Origin of the sequence: Massilia orientalis, from assembly GCF_030411975.2 — a bacterium.
GTDB lineage: Bacteria > Pseudomonadota > Gammaproteobacteria > Burkholderiales > Burkholderiaceae_D > Telluria > Telluria orientalis.
The window spans coordinates 16,123-33,215 of sequence record NZ_JASNRB020000034.1 but is presented as its reverse complement, the minus strand read 5'-3'; the positions used below and the strand labels follow the sequence as shown (position 1 = coordinate 33,215).

Genomic DNA, 17,093 nt, shown 5'->3' with positions numbered 1-17,093 from the left:
ATTAACCTCGGTTGGCAAAGGAGGCGATGTGGTTCCTGCGGTCGTCCTGCACCATGCCGTCATGCAGGACGATCTGCCGGTCGACCCGCTCCAGCAGGCGCTGGTCGTGGGTCGAGAACACGAACGCCGTTCCCTCGGTATGGCTGATCGAGCGCATCAATGCGATGACCTTGAGCGCGTTCTCGGAGTCGAGGTTGGCGGTCGGCTCGTCGGCAACCACGAGCATCGGCGCGCCGACCAGTGCGCGGGCGATGGCGACGCGTTGCTGCTGGCCGCCGGAGAGCTTGGCCGGACGGTGGGCCAGATGGTGCTCCAGGCCCATGTCGGTGAGCCGTTTCAGCGCGGTATTCCGGGCTTCGCGTGCCGTCGCCTGTCCGACCTGAAGCGGCAGCATGACGTTCTCCAGGGCGGAGAGCACCGGGATCAGATTGAAGCTCTGGAACACGAAGCCGATGGCGCGGTTGCGCAACGCGCTGCGATGATCGTCCGACAATGCTGCCGCGTCCTCGCCCTGGAACAGCACGCTCCCCGAGCTGGGTGTATCCAGCAGGCCGCACAGATTGCAGAACGTGGATTTTCCCGACCCGGAGGGGCCCCAGACGGCCACGAATTCCCCGGGAACGATCGAGACGTTGATCGCCTTGAGTGCGTCGATGCGGTTCTCTCCAAGCTCGTACTGCTTGTGTACATTGCGCATCTCGATGAGTGCCGGAACAGCGCTGACGGTCATGATTGCTCCTTGTTGTCGTGCGTGTGCATGGGACTGTCGATCGCCACGATGAAGTCGCCGTCACGCAGCGTCCTGACATCGGCGCACGCGCCGTCCGGTATGTGGCGCATGCGCAGGCCGTGGTCGTCCGCCCATGCGCACGCTTCGACATCCCGGGCCGGACGATGGAGGCCGAGGCCCAGGCGCTTGCCGAACGCTTCCTTGGCACACCACAGGCGGGTGATCCAGGCGGCTCGCTCCGGGGCACCGTATGCCGCTAGTTGTCGCCGCTCGCCTTCGGTCGTGAAACTCGCCAGCCAGTGCGCATCGTGCTCGGCGACGGACTCGATATCGATGCCGACCGGGGCGCCGGCCGCGATGGCAACCGCGACCCCATGGCTGTGCGCGATACTGATGCGCGGGACGGGCACCGGGGCCGGCCAGGAGGCGACGACGGGCTGGCCATGCGGATCGTTGCGGATGGCGAACGCCGCGGGATGGAGGTCCAGATCCGTGTTGGCAGTGCGTGCGCTCCAGGCGCGCGCCGCATCCTTGGCCGCGACGCGCCCGAGGAGCCATTCGAGCTGTCGCTGCGGGTAGTGGGCCTTCGCGTCGAACTCGATCATTTCCTCGGCCCGCAGGTAGTGACGTGCCAGCAGGGCGAGGTCGAAACCGGCGATGGTCTGCGCCGCCAGCCATTGGTAACCGATGTCGCGATCGGGTCCGGCCAACGTCCGGGTCTCGCTGAGCAGGCGCCGGCTCGGGTGGCGTTGCAGGGCCACGAGTTCCGGCGCCCATTTGAATTGCCAGGACCGCCAGCCGGCGACGCGGAGCCAGACGCCACCCGCGCCGTCGCCGATGTCGACGTCCGCGCTGATCATCTTCAGCTGGCGTCCCGTGATCCTGATCGTGACGGGCAGGATGCTGCCTGCGGCCGGTGTCGGGCCATGGAAGTCGAGCCGCCCAAGACCGACAGGGAAGGCGGAGCTGCCGTCCTGCATGCTCCAGACGGCAATGAGCTGGCCGATGGTGTCCAGCAGTCCCGGGTCGCACAGCAGTTGCGGATGGTCCGAGAAGGCGAACCAGTCCTGCGTGGGCCTGACCCGCAATTGCCCATGCAACCCGTCGGGGCCGACGTGCAGCGGTCCGTGCAGGCACTGGAACCGCGGTCCATGGAACAGGTGGCGGTCCGCATACAGTTGACCGGCATCGACCGTGGTGCCGGCCGGCGGGAGGACTGGTTGCGCCGGCGGCGGGGCCGCATAACGCGTGCCGAGCAGTACGGTGGAAGCGATCATGCTCTCGTGCGCGGGCCCGGCCAGCACTTCGACCGCAATGCGCCTGTGATCGACCTGCTCGTGCCCCTGCTCGACCTGGCCCTTGACCGTCAACGCGAGCTCGCCGTTGTCCGACACCGCGATCCAGCGCCGGGCCGTGACGTTTTCGAAGCCGAGCAGGCCATAGCCGGGCGTGAGACATGCCGCCGCCTCGGCCATCAGTTCCAGGCTGCCCGTCATGGGTACCACGGGATAGCATTCGCGAAGTGGCTTGATCCCCGGGGCATGGACGAAGTTGTGGTCCGCCAGGAACAGGTCCGTGTCGAGCGCCAGACGGCGCGCTACCGTGATGCTGGCGCCGGCCTGGTAGTCGAGGATCCGGTCGACGAACGGCAGGACAGGTGCCGGCTGCCGGGGCGCCGCTGTCCCGGTATCGTCGGCGGGCGCCTGGTGTGCCGCTGCCTCGAACGCCCGGCCCACGATCGGCGCGCTGCCCGAGACCAGATAATGATTGGTGGGTGCCATCAGATCTTCTCCAGTACCAGTCCGGCGAGGGTAAGTCCCGGGCCGTAACCGAGGCAGACGACGCGCGTGCCGGGCGCGATGCCGGGTTCGTCGAGGATGCCTTTCAGGACGTGGGGAATCGTGGCCGACGACATGTTTCCGTTCTCGCGCAGGACCGCCTGCCCGACGGCGACCTGGTCGTCCAGTAGCCCGAGTTCATCCTCGATGCGTTCGATGATCGTCGGCCCGCCCGGGTGGATCGCGAATATCAGGCCAGGCCTGGCCTGCTCGAAATCGATGCCGATCCGGCCCAGCAGGTCGTCGACGAACGCGTACACATGGCGCCTGATGACGACCTCTACCATGTCCGACGTCGTGGTCCGGAACCGGTACGGGCCCGGCACCAGGGTCATGGCGTCCGCCGAATCGGGCAGCAGGCGTTCGTTGAACGCAAGGACGCGCAGCCCCGGCGATGCGTAATCGCGAGCATGTGCTGGGGTGCACAGCGAATAGTTGATGAAACCGTCGGCGTACAGCGACATCGCGGCAATGTTCGCGGCGCTGACATCCTCGATGTCGTGGTGGCCGGACAGCAGTTCGGTATGCACGATATCCACGCGCTGCCTGGGCGACGCCGTGCCGTTCTGCCCTGATGCGAGGAATCCATGCGCCATCTTTATCGCGGAGAAAGCGCCATGGCTGTCCGCGTGATAGCAATGCGATACGCACGTGGAAAACCATTTCTTTTCCACGACCAGGCGCTCCAGCGGGCTCGGCGCCAGATAGCCCGTGGAGGTCACGTGGATCAGGTCATCCGGCGCTACCGCGGCGTCGCCATACATCTCGCCGAGGCAGTCGCCGACGATCTTCCCGTAATACTGGTGCCGGGTTTTCAGGTCCGCGCCTTTGGTATCCTCCGGGCCGGCGAAGATACGCAGGTGGGCGTGCTCGGGATCGGCCAGGAACATGTCGCCATCCATGACGCGGATGTCGGCCGGCTTCGGGAAAAAGACGAGTTGCCGCTGCCTGATCACGGCAGGTGGCACCGCATACTCTTCGAATTTGCCCTGTATGTCGGCCACGGCCTGTTGCTTGCCCTGCCGGGTGGTGATGCCATGCAGCTTGCAATAGCTGCGTGCCATGGCATATGCGGACACCTCCAGGGCAAGCCGTTGAGGCACCGGCGTGGCGACGTTGACCGGGGTGAAATTGACCAGAACTGGATAGTCGTAGTTGTCCATTGCATGCTCCGCTAGTTCGTCAGCCGCAGGGTCGCGATCTGGCCGATGCTGGACGTAATCACGATTTCGGGCTGGCGACGGGGGCCGTGCTCGAGCTCATCCAGGAAATGGCGCTGCCCGGTTGCGGGCGCGATCGGCTGGATCGAACGCGATGCATACAACCGGCGCAGATCGTCGTTGACCATGCCTGCATCCCACGGCCCCCAGTTGATGGAAAGCGCGTGCAGGTGGGGCCAGGCATGGCTGAGCTGGTCCGCCAGCTTGTTCAACACCTCGTTCGCGGCACTGTAGTCGGCCTGGCCGATGTTGCCGAACCGACCGGCGACCGAGGACAGGAAGACGATGAAACGCAGGGCGGCAAGGTCTAGCCGTGCCGCAAGCGTCAGCGCGGGCAGGACTTTCGTGTCGAACACCGAGTCGAAGGTGTCCACGGACTTGTTGAGTATCAGTTTGTCGCTGATCACACCCGCACCGTGGATGACGCCGTCGATCCTGCCCAGGCGCCGGTAGATCTCGTCGAGCAACGCGTTGAACGCCTCGGTGTCCCGCACATCCAGGCAGTGGTATTCCACCGTGCAGCCGCTGTTGCGAAAGGCCGCGAGGTTGGCCGCCATCTCGCGCTCCTTCAGGAGCTGCTTGAGTTCGGCTTCGACCGCCGCCGGCCGGACCTTCTGATGCCGTGACTGGAACCGTGCCGTCAGCAGGCGCCGCAACGCCTGCGGATCCGTCACGTCGCGTGTCAGCGCGTCCTCGTCGCCCGGCAAGGGACTGCGGCCCACGAGGACGAGGTGCGGGTGATATTTGTCCGCCAGCATGCGCGCAAGGTTCGCGGTAATCCCGTAGGCGCCGCCGGTCACGAGGACCACGGAACCGGGTTCGAGGGCGAATTCCCCGAGTTTGTCAGGCTCGCGTGCGCGGGGAACGAGATCGATGCGGTAGCGCCCGTCCTCGTCGAAACCCACCTCGATGTCGGGATTCGAACTGAACATCTCGCGCGTGATCTGGGCGGCGAGCTCCGCCGGATCGAGCGCCGGCGCGGCATCGATGCATTTCACCCGGACGTTGGCCCATTCCCGGGCGGCCGACTTCACGACGCCCAGCGTGCCGGCACTGCCGACCGCGATATGCGCGCCGCCGGCGAGGCCGAAGCGGCCATCGAATGACGTCACGTTGATCAATCGGCCGGCGCCGGCGTCGGCACTGCGCCGCAGGGCGGGGCCCAGCACTTTGAGGAGCATGAACAGTGCCCGCGCATCGTTCCGGTGGTCCCACGTCGAGCCACCCTCGTCGGCGCCCATCAGGTTGATCAGGGCCCCGGGCGGCGTCTCGTCCACCCGCAACAGCTCGGCAAGGGGCATCACGGCGTCGAGCGAGGAAAGGTCGACCTCGAGACGCGACGCGTCGACGGCCCGCGTGAATGCGCCGGGCACGACGTGACGGACCTGGCAGCCTTGTTCCTCCAGGCGCTCGCGCAACGCGATCGCGAGGGGCGAGACCTTGCTGACTAGCACAATGGGGACGCCGGCTGGCCAGGCGATCGTCGTGTCCGCGTCCAGCGGTGCGTCGCATGCCTGGACGACATAGCTGAGCACGGGGTCGGACTCTGCCGGTACATCATTCGACTCCACTTCCTCATCCGGCGACGAAAGTGGAGCCGGCGCTTTTTTTGCCGGGCTCTCCGCTACGGTGGGTTCCGCTTCGGGCGCAAGCAGGCGCTCGTACCACGCCACGACTTCACGCAAGGTCTTGAAGCCCGACAGCTCCTCGATCAGCATTTCTTCGTCGCGATCGCCGACGAGGCTGTGGCGTTGCGAGAGATTGCTGAAGATCTCGATGCGTTTGATCGAATCGATGCCGAGGTCCGCCTCCATGTGCGCGTCCATGTCGAGCATGTCGACGGGGTAGCCGGTCCGTTCCGACACCGCTTTCAACAGCTCCGCCGAGAATTCGGCGGTCGATGCCGGGCTGGCCTCGCCGAGGCTGCCGTCGGCCGCCGCCGACAGCGCTGCCATGGGAGCGGAGGAAACGGCCAGCGGGGCCGCGGCTGGCAGTTCGGGCAGGACGGGCGCCTGCGCGGGCTTGCCGATATGAATGGGGGACGGTGCGGCGCTCGCCGGCGCTGTCGCAAGGCCAGGGCCGGTGGTCCGGGGGCGCGGTTCAGGCACGGGATTGACTGGCCGCGTCGACCCGACCGGCAGCACCAGCGGCGGCGCCAGGTGGCGCGGACCGATGCCGGCCAGCTGTGCCTGCAGGTCGAGGAACTGGCGGAGGACGTGTTGCTGCTCGGTCTGGAATGCGAGCAGATATTTCAACGTGTCGTGAAAGTCACCCATGTCCGTTGAGGACCCGGGAAATGCTGGCACTGGCATGGCTGCGTCGCCCGATAAATCGGCGGGCAGGGGTTCTCTGCTGGTCATTGTCGTTCTCCGATGAGTAGTTGTAGCGGTGTCTTGCGATACCTGCACCGGGCGCATGCCCGCCTGCATGTGGGCGGCGGGTACGGACGCAGGCGGTGCCGCGGGCGATGGCCGCGCAGGGGGCGTGCCGGGACGCGGCGGCGAGGACCAGGGGACGGCCCTGCCGCCGTTCACGCGCCAGACCAACGGGCCGTGCTCGGTGCGCCGGCGCGCTTGCGCCAATGTCTCGTCGAGCCCCTGCTCGGCCAGTCCCCGTCCTGAGAACCATTGCCCGAGGTTGATGGGCAGCCCCTTGGCTTCCGCCTGCGCCAGCAGCTGTGCGAGTTGTTCCCAACCGTTCCGTCCCGGGGCATCGAGCGCGAGTACGCAATGCGGACGCCGGCCGAGGATGCGTCCGACCAAGCCAGTGAGCGTCAGGCCGGGCCCGCACTCGACGAACACGCGCGCGCCTGCCGCGTACACTGCCTCGATCTGATCCGTGAAGCGGACCGGTTCGGAGATATGTCGCGCCAGAAGCGCGCGCATCTGGTCAGGCTCGGGCGGATAGGGGGCCGCGGTCAGGTTGGCATACACGGGCACGCGGGGCGGCGCGAAAGCGACCGAGGTCAACTCATCGGCCAGAGCTGCGCCGGCCACCGACATCTGCGGGCAATGGAATGCCGTGCTCACGGCGATCCGCCTGGCGCGCATGCCCTGCTGGACCAGGACCGGCAGCGCGGCCTCGATCGACTCCGGCGTACCGGCAATGATGGTCTGGTCGGGCGCATTCAGGTTGGCCACCGTGACTTGCAGGCTGTGGCGTGCGATGGCCTCGTTCGCCCGGTCGCCATCGACGTCGAGGGCCGCCATGGCGCCGGCCGGGGCACTCGTCGCGAGGCGACCGCGGGCGAGCGACAGGTGCAGCAAGGCCTCACGCGTGATCACGCCGGCCGCGCAGAGCGCGACATATTCGCCATAGCTGTGTCCGGCAAGGAAATCGGGGCGCAAGCCATAACTGGTAAGGACGTCGAACGCGGCCATGTTGACCATGCCGAGCGCCGGCTGCGCGACGTCGGTGGCGTTCAGGGCTTGTTGCTGGGCATTGCGGTCGGCGTCGTTGAACGCCGGTCGCGGATAGACATAGTCGGCGATGACGGGCTGGCCGGGATCGTTCGTTGCCGGCTGGGCGAAGCAGGCGTGCAGCTCGGGCAAGTCCGTGACGAGGTCGCGCAACATGTTGATGCGCTGCGCCCCCTGGCCTGGAAACAGGAAGCAAACGCCGCCGGGTGCCTCGGTGCTCTCGCGGTAATGCAGGCCGCTCGCCGGATGGATCGGTGTCCGTGAATCGAACTGCGCCAGCGCGTGCGCCAGCCTGCGGCGCAGGTCATCGACGGAGCTGGCGACGACGACCAGGCGGCACGGCTGGCCGCCGTTCGCGCGGCGCAGCACGTGCTGCTCGCGGTACAGAGAGTAGGCCAGTTGCGCCAGGTCGACTTGAGGTGCGAGCTGCAGTTGCTCGAGCAGGTCCTTGATCGCCCGTTCGACGTCGTCGCGGCCGGCACCGGTAAAGGCGAACAGCTCGACGTTGCGGGGCTGCAGGCTGGTCCTGTCGGCCGGCCGGTACGCATTGGCGTACTCGGACAACACCGCGTGGAAATTCGTGCCGCCAAACCCGAAGGCGCTGACGCCGCAGTAGCGCGGATGGGCACGGCCGGCATGGAGCCAGGGGCGCGGTTCGCTGTTGACATAAAGGAAGGAGCCGGGTGCAGCGAGTGCAGCCACTGGCCGCTCCACGCCGAGCGTGGGCGGCAGGACGCGGTGGTGGAGCGCGAGGGACGCCTTGATCAGGCCCGCGATGCCGGCCGTGACCTTGGTGTGTCCGATCATGGACTTGACGGAGCCGATCGCACACGCGGGCGCCGGCGCCGAACCCATCACGGTCGTGAGCGCGGCGACTTCCGACTTGTCGCCGAGCGCGGTACCCGTGCCGTGCGCTTCGATCAGCGTAACGAGGTGCGGGTCGACGCCGGCGTCCCGGTAGGCGCGCTCGAGTGCGGCAACCTGGCCGGGCGGATGCGGGGCAGTCAGGCTGCGGTGGCGGCCGTCGCTCGCGCTGCCGACGCCGTTGATGAGCGCATAGATGCGGTCGCCGTCACGCTCGGCATCGCTGAGGCGCTTGAGTACGATCGCCCCCACGCCTTCGCTGATCGCGATCCCGTCGGCGCTTTCGTCGAACGGGCGCGAACGTCCGCGCGGCGACAATGCGTGCGTCTGGGCGAAACACATGAACCCCAGTGCGCTGTTCGTGCAATCGACGCCGGCCACGAGCGCCACGTCGGCCTGGCCGTCGCGCAGCTGCCTGAAACCGACTTCGAGCGCGGCGAGCGAGGATGCGCAGGCCGCGTCGACCGTGAAGTTGCTGCCGCCGAGATCGAGCCGGTTGGCCACCCGTCCTGCGATGACGTTGCCGAGAATGCCGGGAAAACTGTCTTCGGTCCACTTTGGTAACTCCTTGTCGAACAGCGTATCGACGATGTGATCGCGGGTTTCCTGGGACAGCGACTCCACCCGCGCGAGATACAGCGGCAGTACGGTACGCAGGTTGTAGAGCGTGCCCAAGTCGTTCATGCCGCCGACGGCCACGATGCATGCCGTGCGGTCGCGTGCGAAGGGCCGCTGGTCCAGGTGCGCGTCCTCGAGCGCCTGGCGGGCGATTTCGAGCGTAAGCAGCTGGGCCGGCTCGATCGAACCGAGCGTGGCCGGTGCGATGCCGTAGCGCTGGGGGTCGAATGGTATGTCGTCCAGGAATCCCCCCCATTTCGAATACACTTTGTCGGCGACGCCGCGGCGCGCCTCGAACAACTGGGCGGCCGGCCAGCGGTCGTCGCTCACTTCCCGGATGGCGTCGAACGCGCGCATGATGTTGTGCCAGTAGGCCTGCAGCCCCTGTGCCTTGGGAAAATGCGCCGCCATGCCGATGATGGCGATCGGTTCACTGGCTGCCGCGGGCCCGGCGTCTTCACTGCGCGGCAGGCGTTCCTGCAGGAGCCGCATGCTCGCACCGGATACGGCGTCGTGCAGCTCCGCCAGGCTGCAGGTCGCGTCACGCAGCCGCGCGACATCGCCCAGCATGTACAGTCCGTCGCGTCGTTGGGCGTCTTCGTCGAGGGTAATGTAGCGCTGGCTTGCAGGCACATCCGGATCGCCGTTGCGCGCGACGCCTTTCGAGGCGATGCGCAGCCGGCCGATATTCATGAGCTCGAGCGCCATCAGTGTTTCTTCGTCTGACTTGCTTTCCAGGACGAGCTGGCGCCGCAGCGCCTCGAACTCCTCGCAGAATGCGGTCCTGGCGCAGCGGGTGTAGATACCGACGCCCGACTGCAGCAACGCGGTCTCCTTGCACTGCATGGCCTGGCGCTGGAATTCCCCGACGATCGCACCGCTGGTAACGATCTCGTGGGTGAAAAGGTACGCGGTACCCATCAGCACACCGACCTTCATGCCTCGCGCGCTCAGCGGTGCGGCAATGAGCGCGACCATTGCCGCCGATAACGCATCATGGACACCGCCGGCAAACAGGACGTGCACGGCCTCCGGATCCTTGATGTCCGCGCTGGCCAGGATGCCGACCGCTTGTTCCCACAGCACGAAGCTGCTGCGGGGGCCCGTGTGCCCGCCGCATTCGCTGCCTTCGAACACGAAACGGCGCATGCCGCTCCCGAGAAAACTGCGCAACAGGCCGGGTGACGGGACGTGCAGATAGGTGACCGTGCCGAGTGCCTCGAGCTCGCGGGCCTGGCCCGGACGGCCGCCGGCGATGATCGCGAACGGCGGCCTGATCTCGCGCAGCACCGCCAGCTGTTCCTCGCGCAGCTCGCGCGGCACGAATCCCAGGATGCCCACGCCCCAGGGCTTCGTGCCCATCAGTTCGCGGGTCGTGCGCAGCAGCGCCGCGACTTCGGGACCGCGCAGCACCGCGAGCGCGACGAACGGCAACGCGCCCGCCGCGGCGACCTCCCTGGCGAACGGCGCCACGTCGCTCACGCGCGTCATCGGGCCCTGCGCGATCGGGAAGCGCGTGCCGTGGGATCGTGCGAGCGGGCCGTCGGCCTGCAGTGCCTGCAGGGTGTTCGCCTGCCGCAGCCGGTTCCCGATGGCGTCCCGGATCGCCGTGACGACGCGGCCGACCGTACCGAAGCGCGTGCCGAGGGGTTCCGCGAGACCGATGTCGGCCCCCGCCGGGATGATCGGGTCGCCGGCGTCGAGCAACCCGTTCAACAGGGCGTCCTGCCACTCCTCGCCCCGTGCGACCATGCGTTCGATCTCGCGCTGGCGGACGCGTCCACTCCGGCTGAAGCAGCGATAAGGCGTGTCTTCGCTGCCGACCAGCGCAGTCTCGCTGCCGTCGATCCCTGACCACGCGATGTTCGCGGGCGGGCAGGGTGCTTCGGCCGTCTGCCAGAGTTGTTCGCCGATGACGACACCGCGTGCGCCGGCCAGCATGACGGCCGCCGCCGTGTGCGGACCGATACCGCCCTGGATCCAGTAAGGAATCGCCAGCTTTCCCGCGCACTCCTGCGTCAGCATGAACGCCGAACGGCGGCACACGTGGCCTCCCGCCTCATTGCCTTTGAGGACCACCCCATCGAAGCCCGCATCCTGTGCCGCTTGGGCCTCGGCAACATCGCATGCTTCCAGCAGGACGGCGCGGGCGATCTTGCGCCCGATCCTGGCCGCGGCACGAAGGTCCCCGGAACGCACGCCGGCCAGTTGCAGCACGGGTGCGTGTCTTTCGAGGCCGACATCCCGCGCCAGGTGGTTGAGGACGTCGTGCCTGGCCTGGAGCAGGTCGAATCGGAGTCCCCAATTCGTCGCCCGACTCGAGCAGCGTTCGACTTCGGCGACGGCCTCCGCCATGTCGGCAGGTGGCGTCCTGATGCCGAGGTCGAGGATACCAAGCGCGCCCGCGCGGCTCGCTGCGATGGCAATCTGCGGCGCCAGCCGGTATTGCGGGCTGAGCGCGATAATCGATGGTAGTTCAGTCTTTACCGCGTTTGACGCATTCATGAGGATCTCCACGGTGTCTCTTCAAATAGGCGGTCGACCGCCCGTTCAGGCATGAGGGATGACCATCAACGCCCCTTTGGAAAATACCTGCCAAAAATTCGTTGGATCATGGCGGGTGCGTGGAGACCGGCCGCCCGTGGAACGGCGGGACCTGGCGGATACGCGTGCCGGAAATGCCAACGATTGATGGGTGCGCATCGATATGCAGACGCCGCCGCCGGGCTCGCGATACACCACCGCGCACGCCGGCGTGCGCGCGTCGACCCTGGCCTCGTTCGGCCAGCCATAGGGCAAATCCATCGGTGCGTCGTCGCAACCCACGACCTGCAGCCTGCCGGCCTCCGGGCGCAGGGCTTCGGTGACGGGCACGAACAGGAACGGCGGCTCGAGGACATCGAACACCGCTGCTTCGAGTTGTGGGCCGAGGCCGGTATCGAACTTCACGTAAGCCGCCCCGGCTTTCAGGATCGCCAGGATGACGCGCACCTCGGCAATCGACGGTTCGAGTCTGACGATACAGAAGCACCCCGCGTGCAGGCCACGACGCTGCAAATACAGCGCGAGTTCGTCGGCCTGGTGGTCGAGTTCACCATAGGTCAGCAGCTGGTTGCCCGCCTTGACCGCAGGCGCACCAGGGAATGTCTGGGCATTCACCTCGAATCGGCGCTGCAAGGGGAGTGAATGCAGATTATTTATCGTCACGCATCCGTAATCCGCTGGATGCAGCGTCCTGCATAATTTTCTGAGGGTGTCTAATTCGCTTTTATACTGCGGTGCAGTATACAAGGTGTCGTCATCGAGGAATAATGAAATATTACCCCGGGCCGGTATTCTTTCGAGTTCCAGTCCAACGTGCATTTCTCTCTCCCGGTCATTCCTAGGGCGCTCGGCTCATTACTCTGCAGTTTGGTTATTTCACTGCTTGATGGTATGTTCCGGCACGAGATGCCCTGATGCCACTTGCGCTGGCATGGGGGCCGCTAGCGGCAATTCTCCTGTTTGTTTTTTGTGCTTGACGCTGCGTTTCTTCAGGCTGTTGCTGAGCTCCGAAATCAGTTCCGTGGCTACGAAAATGATCTGATTGACACTGAGGCCGGTATGCAGCATCTCGCGATAGAAAGCGCGTGCAAGCATGCGCGCAAACTGGTTCGGATTTTGCATGATCCCATTCATTAACTGCTTGACTGCCGATTCATTGGATTGGGCGATCGCCAATTGGGCAAATCTCGAGTTGAGGATATTCTGCAGTTGGATCACCTGAATGGACTTCGTCACCAGCGGTGTGAGGACACTGAAAAGGTGCAGGTCTTCTTCTTTGAATCCGCCCGGCTGCAACGAGAGTGACGCATGGATGACGCCAACGATTTTTCCTTGCAAAACAATCGCGGATACCATGCTTTCGGTCGTGCCATGGACATCATAGGCGCGCTCCGGACCGGCGGCGGTCTCGCTGACGGTGGCTGCATAGATCACGGGTTTCTGATTCGCCAGCAGTTCAGGGAGCGGACCAAATTGAGGCCCGTTATCCAGGGGCGTCTGCGAAAGATCGCACTCGGCAAGGATCAGGATGCTGCAGCCTTTCGCGGAGAGTACTCGGGCAATGACCTCCGACAGGGCATCGAGACACTCCTTCATGCTCCCTTCGGGAGAGAACCGGGAGAATTCTTCCCTTAACCGGGAAGCGGTCTTATCACTCAACATCATGGCATCCTCATAAGGTTATTCAGCGTCCTACTTATTCATCCTGATGATTATTATGTTTTCGATGGTGAATGACTTGGGGGATTGCTGTCGTGAATTGAATTCGTGCCGGCTGGTAATAGTTATTCTGGTGATTTGCGCTCACTACAGTTATATGTCGTGCGTATGATTGTTGAATCCACTGCGTGCGCTTGTAATCATTTCCATAAACGGTAATTAGACATTATCACCTGTCGAGTCTAGCTGTTTGATTGCAGTCAAACTGGCGAATAAGCTCAGTCGCGGGCAAAGAGCCTACGGCACGGTATTCCACAGCATGTCGTGAACGCACACATTTGGCGCGTCGTCCGTCGCAACGATACGGAAGAATATATCTGTTTTTGCTGCGACGCACCATGGATTCGAGGATCACTTGATGGGGGAGGGCCGATCACTGGTTTCAGGTAATGCAGAGCTTGCCAAAAAGCGCAAATCCAGATATGCCATTGCGCCATCCAGGTCATTTAATGATTCGAGGAATCCAAGGTTAAAGAACTGAAATTATCCGAATGACCGGTCGACTTAGTGAATTGCGCTTTTCCTGGAAGCGAACGTGGAAGAGGATCGTGCCTTGATGCGCGATCGGTCTCGATCGGTCATGCCGGGGCAAGGCAATCAGCGGGCCGGAACGGGATAGTCCATGCCGACTGGTCAAAGATGCGCTGGTGGCGCCCGGTCGGCGAGGCACAATGGTGTGAAGCATCAGGCGGCGTAGCGTGGATTCTCGAGGCCTTCGACCACCGCGCGTAGCGGTTGAAGTGGCGCGGCAATCGCCGATACCGTGGAGGTTCGCTCCGCTTTTTTTTCGGAATAAGAAGACAGGAAAGGTGACGTCTCCTTATTCCTCCGGAATCAGACTTTCTCCAGTATCAGGCCGGATACCGTCAACCCGGGGCCAAAACCCAGGCACAGCACGCGTGTTCCCGGCCGGATGGCTTTTTCTTCCAGAATCGCTTTCATTATGTGCGGAATGGTCGCAGAGGACATGTTGCCGTTTTCATGAAAGACCGACTTGCTGAACGAGACCTGATCTTCGCGCAAGCGCAGTTCGTTCTGGACATGCTCGACGATTTTCGGCCCGCCGGGGTGGATCGCGAACATCATCGACTCCTTGTCGCGCTCGAAGTCCATGCCGATCCTGCGCATCAGGTCGGTGGCAAAAGCGTAGACATGCCGCTTGATCACAACCGGTACCATGACGGACAGGGTCACCTGGAACTGGTGGTCCGTCGGCATCATTGTGATCGCATCGGCGGCGTCGGGCAGGAGTTGCTCGTTCAAGGCGAGGATGCGCAAGCCCCGCAGGCCGTGCTCGCGCGCGTAATCCTCGGAGCACGCCGAATACCTGATGAAGCCGTCAGCAAACAATGTCATGGCGATGATGTTTTCGATACCGCTGTCTTCGATGTTGTGATGACCGGACAGGAGCTCCGTATGGACGATATCGATCCGCCGCTTCGGTGGAGTGGCGCCGGTAAGCGATGACGACAGGAAGCCGTGCGCCATTTTGATCGCGGGAAACGCTCCATAGCAGTGCTTGTGGTAGCAATGCGTTACAGCGGTATCGAACCATTCCTTGTGTGCGACCACCCGTTCCACCGGGCTGGGTGCCAGGTAGCCGGAGCTGGTCACATGGATCAGATCGTCCGGTCCGATCATCGTATCGCAGTACATGTCCGTAACGCAGTCGTTCACGATTCTTTCATAGCTGAGGTGGCGGGTGTTCAGGTCGGCTCCCTTTGTATCGTCGGGGCCGGCGAACAGCCGCAGATGCTCATGCCTGGGTTCTGCCAACACCACGTCGCCATCGGAAATGCGGATGTCGGTCACTTTCGGAAAGAAGACCAGCTGCCGCTGCCTGATCTGTTCGGACGAGACCGCATATTTCGCGAATCGACTTCTCATGTCCGCCAACGCCTGGCGCTTGCCTTCCTTGCTCTCGATGCCGTGCACCTTGCAATAGCCACGGGCAAGGCCGAATGCCGAAAGCTCCAGCGCGAAACGTTGCGACACCGGTTTGGAGACCTGTATGGGTTTGAAATCGACCAACACCGGATTGACATCTGTATTCATCATGGCCTCCTTCCGCTCTCGGGGATAACGCATTGATCAGTTCCAAGCTTCAGCTTATCGCCAAGTCCGCTGCACAAGGACGCGTATGCGATTTCGTTGATCCGACTCAAAGCTCAGCCATGGGATGTTTTGAAAAGAAATAACCCGGGATCAAAAAATGTTGCTTGCAAAAGTATCGGGTCATCCGACGCCCCGTCGGTTTTGTGTTGTGCGACGCAAAATGTGGGGCTTGAACAACGGTTTTTGGAACTCGGCGGAGATGCCGCGCTTCGGTTCATGCGCGTGCCGTTCAGAGGGAAAACGTGGGTGCCGGGCCGGGACGACGACGCGGTAGGCGTTGTACTGCGACCGCAGCAATCTCAGCCAATCATTGATCAAACCAAAACCTTGGCAAGATTGAACGTGCAAGAGTGAGCGTTGTAAATTTTTCTTTCGAAAATTCTCATTATCAACTTTTATTGGGGAAAAATAATGCGACGAATCAATCTTTCACTTGCGCTATGCGTCATGGCAGTCGTTTCCGGCTGCGGCGGCGGCGATTCCAGCACGACCACCACGGATGCCGGCCCGGTGGGCTCCACCCCGGTCGGAGGCGGCACCGCCAAACCGACATTCGCTGCCCAGGTGACGTTCGGCGACAGCCTGGTAGACGTCGGCAGCTACGCTGTCGGAGGCATTCAGGCATTGGGCGGCGGCAAATACACGATCAATGGAAACAATACGACAGTCAGCCCGGCCCTGGATGGAAAGACCTGGACGGAAGTGCTGGCGAGCCAGTTGAAACTGCCGGCGCCTTGCGCTGCACAGACCGGGCTGGAAGGCGACGCCGCCAAGGGCTTTTCCATACCGGTCACCAACCATGGCGGCTGTTTCGCCTATGCCCAGGGCGGCGCCCGCGTGAGCAACCCGGTGGGGCCCGGAAACAGGCAGACCGGCTCCACGCTGGGATTGCTGACGCTTCCCGTCGCGGCCCAGGTCGCGAACCATCTCGCTGCCAGCGGTGGGAAGTTCAAGGGCGATGAAATCGTCGTCGTCATGGCCGGGAGCGCGGATGCGCTTGCTGAACTGGATAAATTGAAGGCGGATGCGACTGCCGCCGGCGAAGCTGCCGGCAAGGAGGCGGGCGACAGGGTGGCGAGGAGCGTGTTTGCGCTCTCGCTCACCGGCCAGTTGCTCAAGGCCGGCCTGAATTCCGTGAATGCGCTGAGAGCGTCCGATGCATTGATTGCCGAGCTCGCGAAGCCGGACCACACGCCCGCCAGCCTGGCACTGGTCCTGGTGGCGGCCTCGCTGCCGCAACCCGGCGATCCCCAACCGCAACCGGGCGGTACGACGCCCGACTGGCCATTCCTCATACCCCAGATGATCGCCACGGCGACGGCTGACGCTACCGCCGCGGCGGCCCCGATCGCGGCCAATGCCGCGGCGAAGGCCGGCGCCGACTATGCCGATGCCAACGGTCCGCGTGTCGTGACCGCCATGACGACCGCCGCGGCCGACCTCGCTGCGCTGGTCAAGACGAGCATCGTCGGGAAGGGCGCGAAATATGTCGTGGTCAATAACCTTCCAGATCTTACGATCAGTCCATTCGCGCTAGCGCAGCCTGCGTCGTCCCAGGACCTGATCAAGCAGATGGTCACCGCCTTCAACGACAGGCTCAAGGCTGACCTGGCCGGTCAGGCCGGCGTCCTGTTGATCGACGTGGCGAGCGTCAGCCGTGCCCACGCGGCCGACTCGAAATCCTTCGGCCTGACCAGCGTCACCACGCCGGCTTGCGGCGCCAATGCGCTCGGCGCCGTCCTGAATTCGCTCGTGTGCAATGCCAGCAATACGATCGGTGGCGACGTCAGTCATTTCATGTTTGCCGATGGCATTTATCCGACGCCGTTCGAGCATTCGTTGATTGCCAAGTATGTAGCCGACCAGATGACCCTCAAAGGTTGGCTGTAGGGCCCGCTGCGGCGACGTCGGCTGCTTCGGCGGCCGCGTCGCGGCGTGACAGCTCGTGATGTTGTTCGCGCGTGACAAAATATAGTTCCTTAGAGAAACATGTCGTAAGCCGATGCTAATATAGGCATCTGCTCAT

The 17,093-nt window shown here is 64.0% G+C and carries 8 protein-coding genes; 1 reads left to right on the top strand and 7 read right to left on the bottom strand.

The genetic code is table 11. The features are described from left to right. Nucleotide 1: 1 nt before the first annotated feature. The 7 genes from QPK29_RS30740 to QPK29_RS30710 form a co-directional block, all read right to left on the bottom strand. Nucleotides 2-730, bottom strand: a complete 729-nt coding sequence (locus tag QPK29_RS30740; protein ID WP_371772130.1) for an ABC transporter ATP-binding protein — start codon at nt 728-730, stop codon at nt 2-4. Beyond that, nucleotides 727-2,511: a 4'-phosphopantetheinyl transferase superfamily protein gene (locus QPK29_RS30735; protein ID WP_371772131.1), complete on the bottom strand. Its 1,785-nt coding sequence runs from the start codon at nt 2,509-2,511 to the stop codon at nt 727-729. The genes QPK29_RS30740 and QPK29_RS30735 overlap by 4 nt, the downstream gene beginning before the upstream one ends. Next, nucleotides 2,511-3,731 carry a 3-oxoacyl-[acyl-carrier-protein] synthase III C-terminal domain-containing protein gene (locus QPK29_RS30730; RefSeq protein WP_371772132.1) on the bottom strand — a complete coding sequence of 407 codons (1,221 nt, stop codon included), beginning with the start codon at nt 3,729-3,731 and terminating at the stop codon, nt 2,511-2,513. The genes QPK29_RS30735 and QPK29_RS30730 overlap by 1 nt, the downstream gene beginning before the upstream one ends. A gap of 11 nt (nt 3,732-3,742) precedes the next feature. Continuing rightward, a complete protein-coding gene (locus QPK29_RS30725; protein ID WP_371772133.1) occupies nt 3,743-11,194 on the bottom strand; it encodes an SDR family NAD(P)-dependent oxidoreductase in 7,452 nt (2,483 codons plus the stop codon). Between the two features lie 45 nt (nt 11,195-11,239). Next, entirely contained in the window at nt 11,240-12,052 is an 813-nt protein-coding gene (locus QPK29_RS30720; protein WP_371772134.1) for an AMP-binding protein, read from the bottom strand. Between the two features lie 57 nt (nt 12,053-12,109). Beyond that, nucleotides 12,110-12,895 carry a GAF domain-containing protein gene (locus QPK29_RS30715; protein ID WP_400189903.1) on the bottom strand — a complete coding sequence of 262 codons (786 nt, stop codon included), beginning with the start codon at nt 12,893-12,895 and terminating at the stop codon, nt 12,110-12,112. 891 nt (nt 12,896-13,786) lie between these two features. Beyond that, entirely contained in the window at nt 13,787-15,007 is a 1,221-nt protein-coding gene (locus tag QPK29_RS30710; protein ID WP_400189902.1) for a 3-oxoacyl-[acyl-carrier-protein] synthase III C-terminal domain-containing protein, read from the bottom strand. A 507-nt stretch (nt 15,008-15,514) separates the two neighbouring features. Here QPK29_RS30710 and QPK29_RS30705 point away from each other — a divergent pair. Beyond that, on the top strand, nt 15,515-16,957 hold the full coding sequence (locus QPK29_RS30705) for an SGNH/GDSL hydrolase family protein (protein ID WP_400189901.1): 1,443 nt from the start codon (nt 15,515-15,517) through the stop codon (nt 16,955-16,957). Nucleotides 16,958-17,093 lie beyond the last annotated feature (136 nt).

Bases quoted from the DNA above. Each gene is read 5' to 3' on its own strand.
- QPK29_RS30715 (WP_400189903.1), bottom strand. From the start codon at position 12,895: ATGTTGAGTGATAAGACCGCTTCCCGGTTAAGGGAAGAATTCTCCCGG.
- QPK29_RS30740 (WP_371772130.1), bottom strand. From the start codon at position 730: ATGACCGTCAGCGCTGTTCCGGCACTCATCGAGATGCGCAATGTACAC.
- QPK29_RS30730 (WP_371772132.1), bottom strand. From the start codon at position 3,731: ATGGACAACTACGACTATCCAGTTCTGGTCAATTTCACCCCGGTCAAC.
- QPK29_RS30725 (WP_371772133.1), bottom strand. From the start codon at position 11,194: ATGAATGCGTCAAACGCGGTAAAGACTGAACTACCATCGATTATCGCG.
- QPK29_RS30705 (WP_400189901.1), top strand. From the start codon at position 15,515: ATGGCAGTCGTTTCCGGCTGCGGCGGCGGCGATTCCAGCACGACCACC.
- QPK29_RS30710 (WP_400189902.1), bottom strand. From the start codon at position 15,007: ATGAATACAGATGTCAATCCGGTGTTGGTCGATTTCAAACCCATACAG.
- QPK29_RS30735 (WP_371772131.1), bottom strand. From the start codon at position 2,511: ATGGCACCCACCAATCATTATCTGGTCTCGGGCAGCGCGCCGATCGTG.
- QPK29_RS30720 (WP_371772134.1), bottom strand. From the start codon at position 12,052: ATGCACGTTGGACTGGAACTCGAAAGAATACCGGCCCGGGGTAATATT.